Source organism: Candidatus Omnitrophota bacterium, from assembly GCA_016209275.1.
Taxonomy (GTDB): domain Bacteria; phylum Omnitrophota; class Gorgyraeia; order Aquiviventales; family Aquiviventaceae; genus JACQWM01.
This window is the reverse complement of record JACQWM010000028.1, coordinates 1-17,532: the sequence shown is the minus strand read 5'-3', so window position 1 is coordinate 17,532 and position 17,532 is coordinate 1. Positions and strand designations below refer to the sequence as shown.

The following is a 17,532-nucleotide window of genomic DNA, read 5'->3' as shown; positions in this document are numbered from 1 at the left end:
TAGTATTCTGATCGTCAATACCATAGTATACATCTGAGTTCCGGCAGTGTCAAGCGCCTCCTCGAAATTCGCCATGGCGAATTTCGAGTCCTATGGAAAATAGTCGGACCAGCATTTTCGGCAGGAGCGTCAACGACCAAGGAGAGTCGTGGGTTATTTCTTCAAGCAGCTATAGCTCGTGGCGCTTTGTGTCATCCCAGGATGGCCCGGTGGATCAGGTTCCCATATGATACTTCCAGTCACCGTCTTGACATAGTCTGCCGCCGGGCAGACGCATGTTATACCACTGCAAGTCGCGGGCGCTGAAGCGCCACAACTAGCGTCTATGTTCAGCGGTGGTCCGACCCCTGAAGATTCTGAACAAGATCCATACCAGCCGGTAGGTACTGGAGCATTCCCGAACGGTTTCCAGAAGCCTTGCATACAGCCGCGGAACTCGTGGTGGTCGGTGTTGTAGTAGAGTGCACCTTCCGCGCACGGTTGACCCGTGCTATTATCTGGCGGCTGATGGGCGTTATCAAAGTTTCCCATTCGCACCGGCCCACTAACATCCAGCTTGGCTTGCGCATCCGGCTGATCCGTCCCAATCCCCACGTTGCCGCTGTTGTACGCCAAAAAGGTGCTATTCGTCGACCGCAACTCCTGGTACACCCCGCGGGGGGAGGGGTAGTAGGTGGTCAGCGTGATCTCCTCGGCGATCACGTAGCCGGCGGTGGCGAGGAGCAACCCCACGAGCAGCCAAGCCTTCATCGTTGAACGTCCCATCCCTCGCCTCCTGAGTCTTAAGGCGATATCAGATATGAAATGCCCATTTCATATCTGATATCGAACTAAAAAGGCCGAGCCGCCTGGTTACCTCGGCCTTCGGCCTCGGTATGCCCTTCGGCGACCACCGCTATTCGCGGCGGTGCCCGCCTTGGGCTTCGGCAGTTCGGCGATCTCAGATTCCTCGGCAACCCGGCGATCTTCTTCCTGAGACCCGTGGCTTTGCGACCCCCGCTCACCACGCGGGGTGTGCTCTTATCGTCAGTCTATCTATAAAAAGTATAGCCCTAACGTCACTACGGCGTCAATGGTGAGAGGTCGTTGCTGATCGCTGAAGGCTAAACGCTGATCGCTTACGTGGTGTGCTGGTGCATCTGGCCTTCGAGCCAGCCATCGAGGACGTCGCGCTTGAAGCGCCACTGGCCGCCGATCTTGGCCGCCGGCACGCGCCCTTCGCGGGTGAGCTTATACACGGTCATGACGTGCAAGCCGAGGTACTTCGCCACCTCGCGCAGCGTCATGATCTGATCTTTCGGTTGTCCGTGACCGTTGGTTGATTTCTTCATTATCATTATCTTTTCACTCCATCACCCAATCACTGCATCACTCAATCACTGCTCTTAGATGGGAGTATGCCATATCCTCTCTTATTTCTTCAAGACTTTTACCAAATTTTTATAGGCGGTACGCGTTCTGGACGTCCCTTGATATAACGCTCTGCGATACAGGAAGTTCTGTAGGTAGAGTGATTAGTGATAGTACTGGAGGACGGATTCCCAAAGGCCTTTGGCTTTGAGGATCATATCGACGACTTCTCGCACCGCGCCTTGCCCGCCGGGACGATGCGTGACGTAATGGCAAATGGTTTTGACTTCATCGATGGCGTTCGGCACGGCCACGGCGAGACCGACCTGGCGCAGGATGGGCAGCTCCATCACATCATCGCTGATCGCGCAGACTTGCTCCGGCGTCGTGCGCAATCTCTTCAGCATCCGCTCAAAGGCGTGGATTTTCACACGCTCGCCCTGGGCGAGGAAGTCAATGCGCATTTCCTTGGCGCGTCGCTTGACCATCTTGGAAGTTCTAGAGGTGATGATGGCGGACTTCAGGCCCACACGGTTCCAAAAGACGAGTCCGGCGCCATCCTGCACGTTGAAGAACTTCAGCTCATCGCCGTACTCCGCGTAGACGATCCGCCCGTCGGTCAAGACACCGTCGACGTCGATGAGCAGGACATTCACGCGCGCAGCGCGCTGCACAATTTCCGGTGACGGACTATGCGTTCGTTCCATCTCGAAAAAGGAGCCTCAGATCGACATCAGATATGAAATGGCCATTTCATATCTGATATCGCTCTAGACAAAGCCGGCCTTCAACAGATCCTGGACGTCGAGGAGGCCGACGGGCCGGCGGCGCTCATCGACGGCGACCACCTCATCGATGCGGTGCTCGCGCAGCATGCGCAGCGCTTCCACGGCCAGGCGATCCTGGCCGATGGTCTTCGGATGGCGCGTCATGACCTCGCGCACCCGATGCTGGGTCAGATCCGCGGTGGATTCCAGATGCCGGCGCAAATCTCCGTCGGTGAAGATGCCGGCCAGCCGCCCGCGCGCGTCGACCACGCTGGCACAGCCGGCCCGCGCCTTCGTAATCGCCAGCAGCACGTGTTTGACGCGCGCGGTCTCCTTGACCACTGGATGCGCTGCTCCGGTGCGCATGATGTCTTTAACGCGCAGCAGCAGCCGCTTGCCGAGCGCGCCGCCCGGATGCAGCCGCGCGAAATCCTTTTCCTTAAAGCCTTTCCGCTCCGCCACGACCACGGCGAGCGCATCGCCCATCGCCAGCATCGCGGTCGTCGAGGAGGTGGGCGCGAGATTGAGCGAGCAGGCTTCGTGCGCCACACTGACATCGAGGGTCACGTCGCTATATTTTGTCAGGCTGGATGTAGGATTGCCTGTCATCGCGATGAGCGAGGCGCCAATGCGCTTGATCACGGGCAGCAGCCGCGTGAGCTCTTCGGTTTCGCCGCTGTTGGAGACGGCGATGATGACGTCATCCTTCGTGATGCGGCCCAGATCCCCGTGGATGGCTTCGGCTGGATGGAGCCAATGGCTCGGCGTGCCTGTTGAGGAAAGCGTTGCCGAAATCTTCTGCCCGATAAGGCCGGCCTTGCCCATGCCGGTGACGACCACACGGCCGCGGCAGGCCACCACGCGATCCACCGCATCCTCAAAGGCGCGGCCTACGCGCGGAATCAGCCGCAGAATCGCCTCCGCTTCAATCCTCAATACTTCTCGTGCCCGTTTAATGCTCATGGTTTCCAGACGATATCAGATATCAAACGGCCAAACCATATCAGATATGAAATGGCCGTTTGATATCTGATATCGCTCTTTGGATAGCTTGGACTTCGTCTAAAAGGCGGGGCAAGTTGGAGAGTTTGAGCATATTGGGCCCATCAACCGGAGCGTGATCAGGATCCTCATGGACTTCGAGGAAAATGCCGTGGCAGAAACCGGTGGCGACGGCCGCGCGCACGAGGGTCGGCACAAATTCGCGCTGGCCGCCTGAGGCATCCCCAAGCCCGCCTGGAAGCTGGACCGAGTGCGTGCCATCGAAAATCACCGGGTAGCCGAAACCGGCGAGCACTTGCAGGCTGCGCATGTCGGAGACCAGGTTGTTGTAGCCAAAACTCGCTCCCCGTTCGGTCACCAAAATCGAATGATTGCCGGCAGACTCAGCCTTGGCGATTACGTGCCTCATGTCCCACGGAGCGAGAAACTGGCCCTTCTTGATATTCATCGGCTTGCCGGTTTTGGCGACGGCAATGATCAAATCGGTCTGGCGCGAAAGAAACGCCGGCACTTGCAGCACATCCAGCACCTCAGCCGCCGGTGCGACATCTTCGCGGCAGTGCACATCGCTCAAGACCGGAACCCCCACGGACTTCTTCACCTTGGCCAGGATGTTCAGCCCCTCCTTGATGCCGGGGCCGCGGAACGAGGTCCCTGAGGTGCGGTTGGCTTTGTCGTAGCTGGATTTTAAGATGTACGACACGCCGGCCTTCGCGCACATCGTGCGCATCCGTTCGGCATGCGAGGCAAGGTGTTTTTCGGATTCGATGACATCTGGCCCGGCAATCAACACGAGCGGCTGGCCGGCGCCGATGTTGAGAGAACCCACCCGAACAACGACGGGTGATTGAGTGATTGAGTGATGAGGTGATTGCGTCATGATGGTTAGCGAGTTTTGGCGGAGCGTCGAGGTTTGGCGGCAGATACTTTTTTAGCTCGTCGATGTGTGCCGCCATTGGATACCTGCTGCGTGCTGTAGTGAAGCGCGGCCGAGACAAAGGCCGTAAACAGCGGATGCGGGGACAACGGTCGCGATCGAAACTCCGGGTGGAATTGCCCGGCCACAAACCAGGGATGATCGGCCAGCTCGATAATTTCCACCAAATCGCCAGGATTGTAGGTCGCTGCCACAACGAGGCCCGCCTTCCTGAATTGTCCGCGATACGCGTTGTTGACTTCGTAGCGATGGCGGTGCCGCTCAGAAATTTCCTCGCGCTGATAGGCGGCGAACGCTTTCGTCCCCTTTTGCAGCCGGCACGTGGATGCTCCCAAACGCATCGTGCCGCCCATGGCCTTGATCCCCTGCTGCTCTTCCAGCAGGCTGATCACCGAATGCGGGGCTTTGGGATCAAATTCGGTGGAGTTGGCCCCGGCCAGGCCGCAGACATTGCGCGCGAATTCAATCACGGCGCACTGCATCCCAAGACAAATGCCCAAAAACGGCACGCCGCGCTCGCGCGCATAGCGGATCGCGGCGAGTTTGCCTTCGATGCCCCGGTGCCCGAAACCTCCAGGGATCAGAATGCCGTGAGCCTTGCCGAGCGTCGCCTCGGCCCCGTCACGCTCAATCTGCTCGGAATCCACGCGCGTCACATCGACGGCGGCATCATTCCCCAAGCCGCCGTGGCGCAGAGCCTCATAGATGGACTTGTACGCATCCTGCAGCTGGATGTATTTGCCGACGACGGCAATCGCCACGCGGTATTTCGGGTTGAGGGCCCGCTCCACGACCTTCGTGCGCCATTCCAGCAAATCATGCTGGGGGTACTTCAGCTCGAGCAAGCGGAGGATCGTGTCATCCAATCCCTGCTGATTAAAAATGAGCGGCACCTCGTAGACATCGCGCACATCGAGCGCTTGAATCACCGCCTCAGGGGCCACGTTGCAAAACTGCGCGATTTTGCTGCGCACGCCTTCGGAGAACGGCTTCTCGGTTCGGCACAAGAGCACGTCGGCCTGCAGACCGATTTCCCGCAATTTGCCCACGGAATGCTGGGTGGGTTTGGTCTTCAGCTCATCCGCGGCGCGAATGTAGGGCACGAGTGTGACATGGACATTAATGGCGTTCCCCCGCCCGAGCTCATTGCGCAGCTGGCGGATCGCCTCAAGAAACGGCAAGCCTTCGATGTCGCCGACGGTGCCGCCGACTTCAATGATGACCACATCAACATTCTGTTTCGCGACAGCCCTCATCGACTGCTTGATCTCATCGGTGATGTGCGGGACCACTTGGACCGTGCTGCCGAGGTAATCGCCGCGCCGCTCTTTCGTGATCACCGTATGATAAATGCGGCCGGCCGTCACGTTATTGGCCTGCGTCATCGTTTGGCCGGTGAATCGCTCGTAGTGGCCCAAGTCCAGGTCGGTTTCCGCCCCGTCTTCGGTCACGTAAACTTCGCCGTGCTGGTACGGGCTCATGGTGCCGGGATCCACGTTGATGTAGGGATCGAGCTTCTGCAGCGTGACTTTCAGGCCGCGGGATTTGAGCAGCAGCCCGATGGAGGCCGAGGCAATGCCCTTGCCTAAGCTCGAGACGACGCCACCAGTCACAAAGATATACTTCGCCATTTACGGTTTCGCTTTCCGCGCCTTCAGCTGAGCTTCAATCGGTTGGGCGGCCTTCGCATCGCCGCTGTCGCGCAAACAGAGCGCGTAATTTTCCATGACGGTGATCGTATCCGCATCGCGCTCCCCCACGGTCTGCTCGAGCATGTCTAACGCCTTCCGAAACAGCGGGAGCGCTTCGGCAAATTTCCGCTGCGAATAGTACGATGTGGCGAGATCGTTATACGCCAGCGCGGTCCGCGGATCATGGAGCCCGAATTTTTTCTCAGTCGCCTGCACGGTCATCAGCGCCACCTGCTCGGCTTCCGCGAAGCGGCCTTGCGCATATAGCTGATCGCCGGTTGACACCACGCGTTCGAAATTCGCCTGCTCGGTGTGCTCTTGCGACGCGATGCGTTGAAGGCGGGCGGCGATGGCGTTCGCTTCCTCCGCCCGACCGAGGCGTTTGAGCACATCCGCATAGCCCACCAAGACCGAGGCGTTGTGCGGATGCTCGGATCCTAAGCGCTGATCGAGAATGTGAAGCGCTCGCTGATAGAGGAGGGCCGCTTCAGCGTCGCGATGCTGGGCCGCATCAAGCTGAGCCAAATTATTCTGGTATTTCGCCACGGTCATGTCATCAGGGCCGAACGCAGCGGAGGCTCGGCGCAGCAGCGATTCGGTGAGCGCGGTGGCTTCAGCCACCTTCCCTTGTTGGTAGAGCTGCATGGCCTGGGCATCGGCCTGCCGCCAGGACGGATCTTGCGCTGACTCATTCGCGGCCTGCGCCATCCCATGCACAAGGAGGAAGGCCACCAAGACCGCTCCCGCCGTCTTTCTCGCTGCGGTCTGCGGTTTGCGATCTACGGTCTGCATCAGCGCTTCCGCCTTTTTCAAATCCTCCGGCGTATCCACCCCAATGGTGTCATGCGCGGTTTCCAGAAGTTTGATGCGGTAGCCGTGCTCAAGCGCTCGCAGCTGCTCCAGCTGCTCAGCCTGCTCAAGCGGGGTCGGCTCTAAGGATGGAAATTGCAGCAGAAAATGCCGCTGGTAGCCATAGATGCCCAAATGCTTCCACGGGTGATTGAGTGATTGAGTGATTGAGTGATTGCGGACATGCGGGATAGGAGCCCGGGAAAAATACAGGGCAAATCCATCGCGATCCGTCACCACCTTCACCACGTTCGGATTGGCGAGGTCCTCGGGCTTCAACGCCGTCATCAACGAGGCCATCGGCACGGCGGCGTGGCGCGTGAGATACTCCGCCAATTGGTCGATCATCGACGGGTGAATCAGCGGCTCATCGCCCTGCACGTTGATGATGACCTGGGCCTGGTGCGCGCGCGCCACTTCGGCCACGCGCTCGGTGCCGCTGCGCGCGGATGCCGAGGTCATGACGGCCTGGCCACCGCACTGCGTCACGGCGCGCGCAATGCGGTCATCATCAGTCGCCACGATCACTGGCTTCGCCAATGTCGCACGGCTGGCCTGTTCATAGACGCGCTGGATCACCGGTTTGCCGGAAAGCAGGGCGAGAGGCTTGCCGGGAAATCGCGTTGAGCCATACCGCGCCGGAATGACCACGAGGACGCTCATCGATGCAGGCTCACTGGACGCGGACGCGGCTGGCGTCGTCGAGCCGCGAGGACCTGCGTTAATTCCTCGGGCGTGGTGGTGGCGACCCCCAACTTTCCAACGACGATGCCAGCCGCCGCATTGGCCAGCCGCGCGGCCTGCTCCATGCTCGCCCCGCCGGCGAGTGCTAAGGTAAACGTCGCGATCACGGTGTCACCCGCCCCGGCCACGTCGAAGACTTCTTGCGCCACGGTGGGAATGCGCAGGGGTGCGCGCTCCTGCTCAAAGACGCACATGCCTTCCTCGCCGAGCGTAATCAGCAGCCCATCGCACATCAGCCGCCGCAAAATGTCAGCACCCGCCGCCTCCACATCCGCCGGCGTCTGAAGTTCGCGGCCCACGGCCTCGCCGGCTTCCTCGCGGTTCGGCGTGAGGGCCGTCACGCCGCGATACAAATCGAAATGCTCCTGCTTCGGATCCACCGTGATGATCGTCTTGCGCGAACGCGCTCGAGGAATCACCGACTCCAAGAGCTGCCGGGTAATGACGCCCTTGCCGTAGTCTTCGATGATCATCGCGTCCGCCTCCGGCAGGCGGGCCTCGACGGCGGCAATGAGCCGCTCGATCGTCTTGGGCGGCAGCGGTTCGTTCTGCTCTCGATCCACCCGCACCACCTGCTGGTGATGCGCAATCACCCGAGTTTTGACCGTCGTGTGGCGGCGGATCGTGAGGATCGAGCCGGTGTCGATGCGCTGCGACGCCAACCCCGACACGAGCGCATGGCCCCACCGATCATCGCCAATCAGGCCCACAGGAATCACGCGGCCGCCCAGCGCCGCAAGGTTGTTCGCCACATTCGCCGCCCCCCCGGGCATCGTCGATTCAGATTGCACCCACACCACCGGCACCGGGGCCTCGGGGCTGATCCGGCTGACTTTGCCCCAGACGAACTCATCGAGCATGAGATCGCCGATGACCATGATGGTCGCCCGTCGGAATTTTTTGATCAAGGCGCCTAACGAATTATTCATGCGGCATCACCGCTAAAGATGTTCAATGACGGAACGGACGAGCAGCGGCATCAGCAGCTCATGATGGCCGGTGATGTGCACGGCCTTGCCGCCGAGCAGCGTGGGCCGCTTGAGCACGTTCTCCGACGGCCGATAATGGCGGATCATGTCGAAATCAAACGCCGTAAAATCCTTGACGGCATGGCCGAGGTTGCGCGAAATCGACACGGCTTTCAGGAACACCTCCGGCAGAATCACCGCCGAGCCGAAATTGCCCACGACCCCGCCGTGCCCCAGGCTGGAGACCACCCCGACGAGCGTGCGGAAATCGGCCAGCGAGGTTTGGCCGATGGCCGCCCCATCCGCATCCGCATGCTGGTGGATGATGTCGGTGCCGATGGCCACATGCACCGTCGCCGGCACCCCAAGCCGGTGGCACGTCGCCAGCACGCTAAGGCGCCGATGCGGCAGCGCGCTCTTGGCGATCATCGCCCCCACCGACTGCCCCAGCCCCCAGCCTCGCTTCGCCCCCTCGCGGATGGCGCGGTTGAGCTGCCGATGCGTCTCCTCGGCCATGCCGAAGGAGCCGTCGGCCAACGCTTCGGCCACTTCCTCCGAGGTGCACCCCATGTAGGCCAGCTCGAAATCGTGGATGACCCCGGCCCCGTTCATGGCGATGGCCGTCACGATCTTGCGCCGGATCATCTCGATCAGCAAAGGGCTGAGGCCCACCTTGATGACATGCGCGCCGAACATCCACAGCACGGGTTTGTGGCGGCGGCGCGCCTGCACGATGGCGTCCACCACCGTGTTCAAGCTGTTGACGGCGAGAAATTTCGGGAGAGAGTCGTAGAACTGGCGGAAGCTGCCGCCTTTGCGGCCCATCCTCGCAAACGCCGAGATCTGCACTTTGCTTTTGCGAGAACTGGCGGGGTAGGTCTTCAGTCGCGTGAAATCAAGCGTTGGCACGTTACGCTATTCTACCAAAAGCCGCTGCGGCCTGTCAACGCGCCGCAGCGGCTTCTACTCGACGCTGCTCACACGATCGTGGGGGGAAACGCCTCAGGGCGCCGGGGAGGCGTGGGGAATCTTTCCGGACATTGGGCAGTAGCCGCCGTGCATGCCCCACTTGCCCATCCCGACGCAATTGCCGCTGGCCACGCACCAGACCTTGCAGAGGACGCCGACCAAACTGACGATCATGACCACGGCCGCCACAAGGCGCCCGATGCGCTTCAACCCCTTCTTGTGGGTCTCAGCGCGCTCCAACACCCAGTAGCCGCCCACCGCCGCTAGCAATAACAGTCCGACACTATGGGTCATCGATCCCTCCTGTGTTACACCCGCTCTTGCAGAAACCGAATGCTCCTGAGCACCAACCGCCGAGGCGCGAGCCTGGCCAGCGAGACCATGGCGCGATGCGTCCAGCCGGGAATCACCACCGGTACACCGGCCATCATGCCTCGATAGCCGATCGCCGCGACGGCCTTCGCATCCATCAGCCGGCCCCGCACCAGCCGCACCCGGCGATCCAACCCGGCCCGCTCTTGAAACCCGGACTCCGTGGGCCCGGGACAGAGGGCGGTCACGGTAATGCCGGCCTCCCGCAGCTCATTGGCCAGCGCTTCAGAGAATGATAACACATACGCCTTCGTCGCGTAATACACGGCCATCAGCGGCCCGGGAACAAAGGCCGCGGTCGAGGCGACATTGAGAATCTTTCCCGAGCGGTGCGCGAGCATATCCGGCAGCAGCAACTTGGTCAGCTGTGTGAGCGTTCCCATGTTGACCTGCATCATCCGCAGCTCATCCTCAAGATCCGTCGTCGCAAATCGGCCATACAGGGCATAGCCGGCATTGTTGACGAGCGCATCGACATGGACCCGCTGGCGCTTGAGCTCTTGGGCGATGTCCGACGCTGCGTCCGGCGAGGAGAGATCTTTGGCGATCACCCGAACGGCCACGCCATGCGCGCGCTCAAACGCCTCGGCGATGCGCATCAATTCATCCAGGCGGCGCGCAACAAGGACGAGGTTGTAGCGATCGCGGGCAAACAGCGTGGCCAGCTCGAAGCCAATACCGCCGCTCGAGCCGGTGATCAGGGCCGTCGGCCGGTGACGAGCAAGATCAATGGCGGACGTCATTGTCGCAGACGTGGGCCGCCGGAACCGTTCAAATACCTCAAGTCGCCTGAGCCGTCTAAGGTCAAGAACGTCAGCAGGTAGTCCCGCAGATGCCGGGTCAGCAGGAAATTCTGGCGAACATGCTCTCGGCCGTTCTCGCCAAGCCGTTTCGCATACTCCGGATTGCCAAGCAGCTGCTTGATGGCGTAGGCAGCCCCCTCCACGCTATGCACCAGTAACCCGCTGTGCCGGTGCTTCACTTGCAGGGGAATTCCGCCGACCGCCGAGGCGACGACCGGCCGGGCTTTCCAGAGCGCCTCGGAGACCGTCAGCCCGAATCCCTCCCGGATGGATTTCTGGACGACGACCGCCGAGGCGCGCTGAAGCGCGTTGATCTCGATGTGGCTGTTTGGAGGCAGCATCAGCAAGTGGATGTCGGCGCTGCCGTTGGCGGCTTCGCGGACGCGGTTCAACACTTCCTCTCCTTCCGGATCATCGCTCGCAGATCCACCAGCCAACACCAGCCGGCACTTGATCGACTTGCGGACTCGCCGGAACGCTTCGATCACCCCGACCGGATCTTTGAGGTAGTCAAACCGCGAAACCTGCGTGATGATCGGCCGGTCTTGCGGCACATTCAGCCGCTGCAGGATCGCCTGGATCTCCTCTGGAGGCAGCTCGCGATTCTTATCGCTGAGCGGATCGATCGACGGAGCGATGAGTATTTGCCGCATCGCCATCTGTTGCGCGAACGCCGAAGAAGAGTAGACCGCGGCATCGAATTTGAGAATGTAGGGCTGGAGGAATTTCCACACGAGCTGGCTCGGCCGCGAGACATCAATATGGCAGCGCCACAGCCATTTCGACTGCGGGGCGCGATCCCGCTCATCAACCAGGGTCATCGGCTGCGGATCATGGATGAACACCACATCATCGTCCAACGTCAATCGCTGCGCATTGCGCCGTCCCGTCTCCAGAAATGTGTCAAACATCTCCGGCGTGATCGTCTCGGCCTTGCCGTGCAGCGCATTGTGGAACGCCTTGGTCACCCGATAAAACGGCTCCGTGCCTTCGATGACCTCCCAGCGGACCTGCAGGCCCAGCTCCTGCAGCAGCGGCACCATGCGCTCCAAAATCTCGGCGACCCCGCCGCCGACGCGGGTGGAATTCACCATCACCACCCGCCGTCCGGCCACGTGCTGGGCTAAGGCGCGCAGCTCCTCGACGGTGCTGGCCCCGACAATGGGACTGTAATCAGCGAGCTGCGGCATGCGATGTTCCCTGACGATCGAGCTCCTGCTGCACCATGGCCAACAGCATGGTCCGCAGAGACTCGAGCGTGCGCGCGTAGGGATCCAGCTGTGCGACCTGCTCCGCGAGCGGCCCTAAGCCCAGCTGTTCCTCAAACCAGATCGCAAAATCATTCGTCGACTGGCCCAGCCGCAGCCGCGCGTCAAACATATGGAAGTACAGCGAATGGATGCTGATCTGCGACAGGGCTTGCGCAAAGCCGGCGAGTGTTGAGACCTGATGCGCGGTCGGCATGATCACGTGCACCGATTTGACGAAGAAGAACTCCTCGCCCTCGGAAGCGAATTTCAACTGGGCCGAGGGGGTCTGGTCAAGATACCGCTCAATCGTCGACGCAAATGCCTCCCGAAGGCTTTGGAGGGTGGCGTGCTCCATCGTATCGATGCTCGCCAGCCATTCGCCGAGCCGCCCTTCGCCGAGGATTTCGGCCACCCAATAGGCGAAGTCATTCGGCGGCTCCGGGATCAGGTAGTGGTGGCTCAGAAGAAAATAGTGGGTGTGGTAATAGATGCAGCCCTCCGGCACCTTGCGCAACAACGCCGCCAGCTGCGGCAGGGTCGCGGCGCGCAGCCCGGTGGCTTCTTGCAGCACGAAGCTCGTGAAAAAACGAAACGGCGTGCCGGCTTCCGACGGCAAGCTCATGGACCCTTCGATGATTTCCGTTTCTCCCATTGGATGTCCTCGAGGAACCGCTTGACCAATCCCTGAGAGCCTAAGCCCAGGGCCAGCGCGAAGGCCAGGCCAAACGTCCCCATGAGGATGTACAGGGCGATTTCAATCGTCCGGGTGACCACCTGCAACTGTTCCAACGCGACGATGATGGTGACGAGCAGCACCATCGTGTAGACGGCTTGGCCCACCAGGTGTCCATGCGTCAAGCCGGCGTTGAGGGTGGCCGCGCGGACGGTCGCGCCCAAAAATGACGCCAAGAGCATGCCGAACAGAAACACCACAATGCCGACGATAATACGCGGGAGGAACGCCCCAAATCGCGTCAGCCATTCGGCGGCCGCGTCGATCCCGACGAACTGCAGCCCGACGATCGTCGCCGCCACGAGCAGCAGCCAATAGACGAGCTGGCCGAGCAGCTCCACAAACGTCAGCCGAATGGCTCCACGGTGCAACAGCTCGCTGATCTTGGCTTTCTCCGCCAGCCGCTCCAGACCGATCGCCCGCAGCAGGCGGACGATGAGCCCTCGCGCGATGCCGCCCAGCAACCAGCCGGCCACGAGAATCAGCAATGCCCCAAGCATTTTTGGGATCAGCATCTGCAGCTGTTCCGCGAGCAACCGTAATGGCTCAAGCATCAGTTGGTTCCAGTCCATGGCTCCCTCCTTGAGGCGAACGCCTCGCTCTGCGCGCGCTGCAGCGCGCTGAACCACCGCTGGACATCCCGCGGGCTCTTCAACCAATACGCCGCGGCGGTGGCGACTCGACGCGGGCCCACAAACACCGTCAGGCCGCGCAGACGGTTCGTGACTCGGAAGGCATCTTCATCGCTCCGGTCATCCCCGAGATAGATCACCCACCAGCCAGCCGCCCCGCCGCGAGGGGACAGATGCCGAAGGAGCCACGTCACCGCGCGGCCTTTATCCCACGCCACCGGCGGAAGCAGCTCGATGACACGCTTGCCCCGCCGCTGCCGAAGCCACCCGCGTCGACGCCACGAGCCCACACAGGCTTCCACCCGCCGATGAAACAGGCGGTGCGCGGATGGCGGCACCGAGCGCCAATGCGCGCTGACGGTCAACCCCTTCCACTCCACCAACGCGCCGGGGATATCGCGGAGCGCCCGTGAGAGCTGCCGAGCTAGCCTGCGCAATCGCGGCCGCGCTCGCCGCGCTTGCGGATGCGTAAAGGCTAGGCTGGGCCCGGCCATTTCCAAGCCGTGGTTGCCAACATAGTAGGCGCCTTGAATTCCTACGATCCGCTTCAGATCGGCCAGCGCCCGGCCACTCACGAACACCACCCGAAACCCCGGCAAGCCAACCAACTGCCTCAGAAGACGCTTCGTGCCTGTCGGCAGTTGAGCGTGCGCGGGGTGATCGGCGATCCGAGCCAGCGTGCCGTCAACGTCACAGCAGAGGAGCACGAGCCTGGCACTCACGATCCGCTGTCGAATCGTCGTCCACCGGCTGCTCAGCGACCTCATGTTGTTTGTGGTGCCTGGATCACGCGCGGGCGCGACGAATCAGGGCGGATCCGGGCCAGCTCGCTGACCAGATCGGCGGCCCACCGGTAGATGTTCCGCTCATGGATCGTCTGCCGCATGCGTTCCATCCTGGCTCGCTGTTTGGCTTCATCCATGGTGAGCGCGGCATGAATGGCGTCTGCCGTCTGGTCAATATCGTATGGATTCACGATCAGGGCCTCAGGCAACTCGCGGGACGCTCCGGTGAGCCCGCTGAGGATGAGCACGCCCTGCGCATCCGCCCGAGCCGCAATAAACTCCTTGGCCACCAGGTTCATGCCATCATGGAGCGACGTGACCAGACAGAGGTTCGCAGCCTGATAGAAGGGCGCGATCTCGGCGTGGCTGTGGTGTTTCTTGAGGAACACAATCGGTTTCCAGGCGCGCGTCTGAAACCGCCGATTGATGCGCTCCGTTTCGGCATCCAACTCAGCGCCCAGATCATGATAGCGTTTGATCAATGTCCGGCTCGGGGCTCCTAGCTCCACAAAGGTGAATTGGCCCTGAAACTCCTTGTGCTGCTCCAGGAACCGCTCGATGGCCCGGAACCGTTCCCCAATGCCTTTGGTGTAGTCGATACGATCCACCCCCACACCGAGATAGGCGGCCGCGACGCCCAGGTTCTTGAGCAGGCCTTCTCTGAGCGTCGAGGCGTCAGGGCGTGCGCTGCTGCCAGCGCTCGGCTGCTCCGCGTCCTCAGAGGCAATGCTGATCGGAAACGGCCTGACCAGGGTCTTCTGCTCACGCCGGTTGACCGCAAACCGCTCCCAGTCGATGCGAGATTCCACGAGACGATCCACCGTATCGAGGAAGTTGTTGCAGTGGAACTGAATGTGAAAGCCGAGCAGATCCGCGCCCAGCATGCCATCGAGCAAGTCTCGCGCCCATGGACAGATGGCGAAGGCTTCCGGGTTGGGCCACGGAATATGCCAAAAGAGTGCGACCATCGCATCCGGCCGCGCGGCCTTGATCAGGCGCGGCAGGAGGGCGAAATGATAATCTTGGATCAGCACACAGGGATTCTCGATTCCCTCCAGCTCCTCCAAGACGGCCGCGGCGAATTTGGCGTTGACCTGCTGGTACGCCGCCCAGGCGTCGGCGTTGAAGATGGGCCGCGTATGCGCGATGTGGCAGAGCGGCCAGAGGCCTTCATTCGCAAAGCGGTAATAGTACCCGTCCTCTTCCTCCTTCGATAACCAGACCCGCTTGAGCGTATAGGCGGGGGTCTCCGGCGGCACCTTCAGTTTGCCGTGCGCATCGGCGGTCTCGCGATCCGCATCCCCTGAGCCGTGAGCAACCCAGGTTCCGCCGCAGGCCCGCAGGATCGGTTCCACCGCCGTCACCAAACCGCTGGCCGGCATCATCCACCGAATGTGCCGGCCTTCGCGGATGTGCTGATACGGTTCACGATTCGCCACGACGATCAGGGTGCGGCCCTGCAGGACCGACTTGACGTGTTCCTTCAGCCGCTCGGCGGTCCAGTGCGCCTCGCGAGCATGACGAAGCCTGGCCTCCTCCTCCGCGGCGGCCTTGGCGGCCATCAGGCTCTTCGCCATGTGCGTGACTTCACGGGCGAGCGGCCCAAACAGGTCTTCCTTGGGCAAGGCGTCATCGGCCGGCTCCCCGGTCCTCAGGCGTCTGATCCACTCGACGGTCCGGCTCATCGGCCGGATCAGGCTCCACCGCACAATCAGCAGCGTCACCAGCGAGATGAGCAGCACATGAAAGAGCAAGCGGACGAAATTCTGCCGCCAGAGCTGCGTGGCGTGAGTCTCGATGTAGGTCGCATCGTGGAAGAGGACTAACGCGCCAAGGAGACTGGCGTCCCGACGCATCGGCAGCGCAAACAGGTGCCACCGCTGTTCCCCGACCTGGATGAAACCGTGCTGGGCGGTATCGACCTGAATCGCCTCCTCCGCGAGGGGCGGTAGCCCATGGAACTGTCGCGGCAGGTTGGTGGTCAACGCGAGTGTTTGCCCATCGGCGGCGTACAGCGCCACGCCAGCCAACCGTTCCCGGTTTCCAAACCGCTCGACGAGCCGCTGCAGCTCGGCCAGCCGCTCCGGGTCGGCCATCAACGGTTCGGCAAGATCCTGCAGGCTGTCAGCGACAATGGCCGCTCTGCGCTCCAATTCATCCTGCAAGCGCACCTGTTCTTGCCGCGCCTCATAGCTGGTGGACACAAAGACCACCGCCGAGGATGCGATGACCAGTGAGAGGATGAGTCGAAGGGTGATTCGCATGGGATGCGTTAGTGTTTTGTCGGCGTCAGGATCAATGACGGTCTATTATACGACTAAAAAAGACGGTTCAGCCACACGATTCCAGCCCCCAGGGCTGCGGCCAGGGGCAAGGTCGCAAGCCATGAGAGCACAATCGTTCGAATGACGCCCCACTGCGCCGTGCGATTGACGGCGCCCAATCCAAAGAGGCTGCCGCAGGACACATGCGTCGTCGACACCGGAAGCCCCCAGCGCGAGGCGAACAGCACCAGTACCGCGGTCACCAGATTCGCCGTGAAGCCTTGGCCATGGTTCATCGTTGTGATCCGCTCGCTCATGGTCATGGCGACCCGTCGCGCATTCAGCAGCCCTCCGATCGCCATGGCGAGGCCGATCACGAGCAGGCTCATGGACAGCGGGACTCGGAGTGCCTGCGCGGCGATGAGAAGGGCGACGATCTTCGGCGTATCGTTCAGGCCCCTGGCGAAACTGACCGCTCCGGCTGAAAGAAAGTGCAGTCGATCCAGGATCCACTGTGAATCGATGCCGAGAATGTGACCCTGATAGCGCTCGGCACAGGCTGACAATTGCCCGACACTCAGCGACAAGCCGGTCGAGCGAAGCACGGCGGTCCCATTCGGCTGAACCAGGACGGGTTGTGGAACCCCGCCATCGACACAGAGACACATCTGACGCTCGATCCCCAGCTTCAGACGAGCGAATCGGAACACCGGATAGAGCAACGCGGTCGCTCCAAAGCTCACGAATGGACTGATCGCCAGCGGTATGAAGAAGCTCTGGCCTAACTTGCCGGCATTGACTGTCCCGACCGCGGCGAGACCTGCACCGACCAACCCACCGGTGAGCGCATGGGTCGTGGAAATCGGAAAGCCTGTGATGGTCGCGAGCATGACCGTCAGGGCAGCTCCGAGGCCAACAGCCAAGAGGAATTGTGGGTCGTGGGTCAGGAGATCCGGGACCAGCCCCTTGCCGCTAAAAGCTTTCACCAATCCCCCAGACAGTGCGAGAGCGACGCAGGAACCCGCGAAGGTCGTCAGGGTCGCCCACCACAGTGCTTTGCGGTAGTCCGTTGTGCGGCTGCCAAACAGCGTGGCGACGCCTTTGAAGTTGTCATTGGCCCCATTCGTATAGGCCAGAAACAGTACGGCGAGTGCTACCCAGATGATCATGTCACCCTTCTCTGTGATGGTACATACCCGTGTACCTCATGCTCGGCCTACTTGTCGGCCCTCGCCATGAGCTCGCGCACGCGCGCGGCAATGTGATCACGGATGTGGCGGGCGGCTTCCAGCGTCCCGCCGGCCGGATCGGGCAGCTCCCAGTCAAGATGATGCGTCGCCGGCAGCGTTGGACACTGGTCGCCGCAGCCCATCGTGACGACATAGTCCCACTGGCGCTCCGAAATGGCCTCCAGCC

The 17,532-nt window shown here is 61.5% G+C and carries 18 protein-coding genes and 1 riboswitch; all 18 genes read right to left on the bottom strand.

What is annotated here, in order from left to right; translation table 11 throughout:
- Positions 1 to 153: 153 nt before the first annotated feature.
- On the bottom strand, positions 154 to 765 hold the full coding sequence (locus HY737_04030) for a hypothetical protein (GenBank protein ID MBI4597553.1): 612 nt from the start codon (positions 763 to 765) through the stop codon (positions 154 to 156).
- Between the two features lie 183 nt (positions 766 to 948).
- A riboswitch (cyclic di-GMP riboswitch) is annotated at positions 949 to 1,029 on the bottom strand.
- Between the two features lie 89 nt (positions 1,030 to 1,118).
- The gene (locus tag HY737_04025; protein MBI4597552.1) at positions 1,119 to 1,331 is read right to left on the bottom strand and encodes a helix-turn-helix domain-containing protein; all 213 of its coding nucleotides are present in this window, start codon (positions 1,329 to 1,331) and stop codon (positions 1,119 to 1,121) included.
- Positions 1,332 to 1,514: 183 nt separating this feature from the next.
- Entirely contained in the window at positions 1,515 to 2,057 is a 543-nt protein-coding gene (locus HY737_04020) for an HAD hydrolase family protein (protein MBI4597551.1), read from the bottom strand.
- A 63-nt stretch (positions 2,058 to 2,120) separates the two neighbouring features.
- Entirely contained in the window at positions 2,121 to 3,080 is a 960-nt protein-coding gene (locus HY737_04015; GenBank protein MBI4597550.1) for a KpsF/GutQ family sugar-phosphate isomerase, read from the bottom strand.
- 40 nt (positions 3,081 to 3,120) lie between these two features.
- Positions 3,121 to 3,999 carry a 3-deoxy-8-phosphooctulonate synthase gene (gene kdsA, locus HY737_04010; GenBank protein ID MBI4597549.1) on the bottom strand — a complete coding sequence of 293 codons (879 nt, stop codon included), beginning with the start codon at positions 3,997 to 3,999 and terminating at the stop codon, positions 3,121 to 3,123.
- 5 nt (positions 4,000 to 4,004) lie between these two features.
- On the bottom strand, positions 4,005 to 5,687 hold the full coding sequence (locus HY737_04005; protein MBI4597548.1) for a CTP synthase: 1,683 nt from the start codon (positions 5,685 to 5,687) through the stop codon (positions 4,005 to 4,007).
- Positions 5,688 to 7,259 (bottom strand): 3-deoxy-manno-octulosonate cytidylyltransferase, encoded by a 1,572-nt coding sequence (kdsB, locus tag HY737_04000; GenBank protein ID MBI4597547.1) that lies wholly within the window; start codon positions 7,257 to 7,259, stop codon positions 5,688 to 5,690.
- Positions 7,256 to 8,269 carry a D-glycero-beta-D-manno-heptose-7-phosphate kinase gene (rfaE1, locus tag HY737_03995; GenBank protein MBI4597546.1) on the bottom strand — a complete coding sequence of 338 codons (1,014 nt, stop codon included), beginning with the start codon at positions 8,267 to 8,269 and terminating at the stop codon, positions 7,256 to 7,258. Before rfaE1 ends, kdsB begins: the two co-directional genes overlap by 4 nt.
- Before the next feature lie 12 nt (positions 8,270 to 8,281).
- Positions 8,282 to 9,217 (bottom strand): hypothetical protein, encoded by a 936-nt coding sequence (locus HY737_03990; GenBank protein MBI4597545.1) that lies wholly within the window; start codon positions 9,215 to 9,217, stop codon positions 8,282 to 8,284.
- 93 nt (positions 9,218 to 9,310) lie between these two features.
- Positions 9,311 to 9,571: a hypothetical protein gene (locus tag HY737_03985; GenBank protein ID MBI4597544.1), complete on the bottom strand. Its 261-nt coding sequence runs from the start codon at positions 9,569 to 9,571 to the stop codon at positions 9,311 to 9,313.
- A gap of 14 nt (positions 9,572 to 9,585) precedes the next feature.
- Positions 9,586 to 10,392 (bottom strand): SDR family oxidoreductase, encoded by an 807-nt coding sequence (locus HY737_03980; GenBank protein ID MBI4597543.1) that lies wholly within the window; start codon positions 10,390 to 10,392, stop codon positions 9,586 to 9,588.
- Positions 10,389 to 11,642 (bottom strand): glycosyltransferase, encoded by a 1,254-nt coding sequence (locus HY737_03975; protein ID MBI4597542.1) that lies wholly within the window; start codon positions 11,640 to 11,642, stop codon positions 10,389 to 10,391. Before HY737_03975 ends, HY737_03980 begins: the two co-directional genes overlap by 4 nt.
- A complete protein-coding gene (locus HY737_03970) occupies positions 11,626 to 12,354 on the bottom strand; it encodes a hypothetical protein (GenBank protein MBI4597541.1) in 729 nt (242 codons plus the stop codon). Before HY737_03970 ends, HY737_03975 begins: the two co-directional genes overlap by 17 nt.
- Positions 12,321 to 13,007 carry a hypothetical protein gene (locus HY737_03965; GenBank protein MBI4597540.1) on the bottom strand — a complete coding sequence of 229 codons (687 nt, stop codon included), beginning with the start codon at positions 13,005 to 13,007 and terminating at the stop codon, positions 12,321 to 12,323. Before HY737_03965 ends, HY737_03970 begins: the two co-directional genes overlap by 34 nt.
- On the bottom strand, positions 12,989 to 13,834 hold the full coding sequence (otsB, locus tag HY737_03960; protein MBI4597539.1) for a trehalose-phosphatase: 846 nt from the start codon (positions 13,832 to 13,834) through the stop codon (positions 12,989 to 12,991). The genes HY737_03965 and otsB overlap by 19 nt, the downstream gene beginning before the upstream one ends.
- Positions 13,831 to 16,116, bottom strand: a complete 2,286-nt coding sequence (locus HY737_03955; GenBank protein ID MBI4597538.1) for a trehalose-6-phosphate synthase — start codon at positions 16,114 to 16,116, stop codon at positions 13,831 to 13,833. The genes otsB and HY737_03955 overlap by 4 nt, the downstream gene beginning before the upstream one ends.
- 53 nt (positions 16,117 to 16,169) lie before the next feature.
- Complete coding sequence (locus HY737_03950) at positions 16,170 to 17,285, bottom strand: inorganic phosphate transporter (protein ID MBI4597537.1); 1,116 nt, start codon at positions 17,283 to 17,285, stop codon at positions 16,170 to 16,172.
- Between the two features lie 47 nt (positions 17,286 to 17,332).
- The coding region (locus tag HY737_03945) for a hypothetical protein (protein ID MBI4597536.1) at positions 17,333 to 17,532 on the bottom strand (200 nt) is incomplete at its 5' end.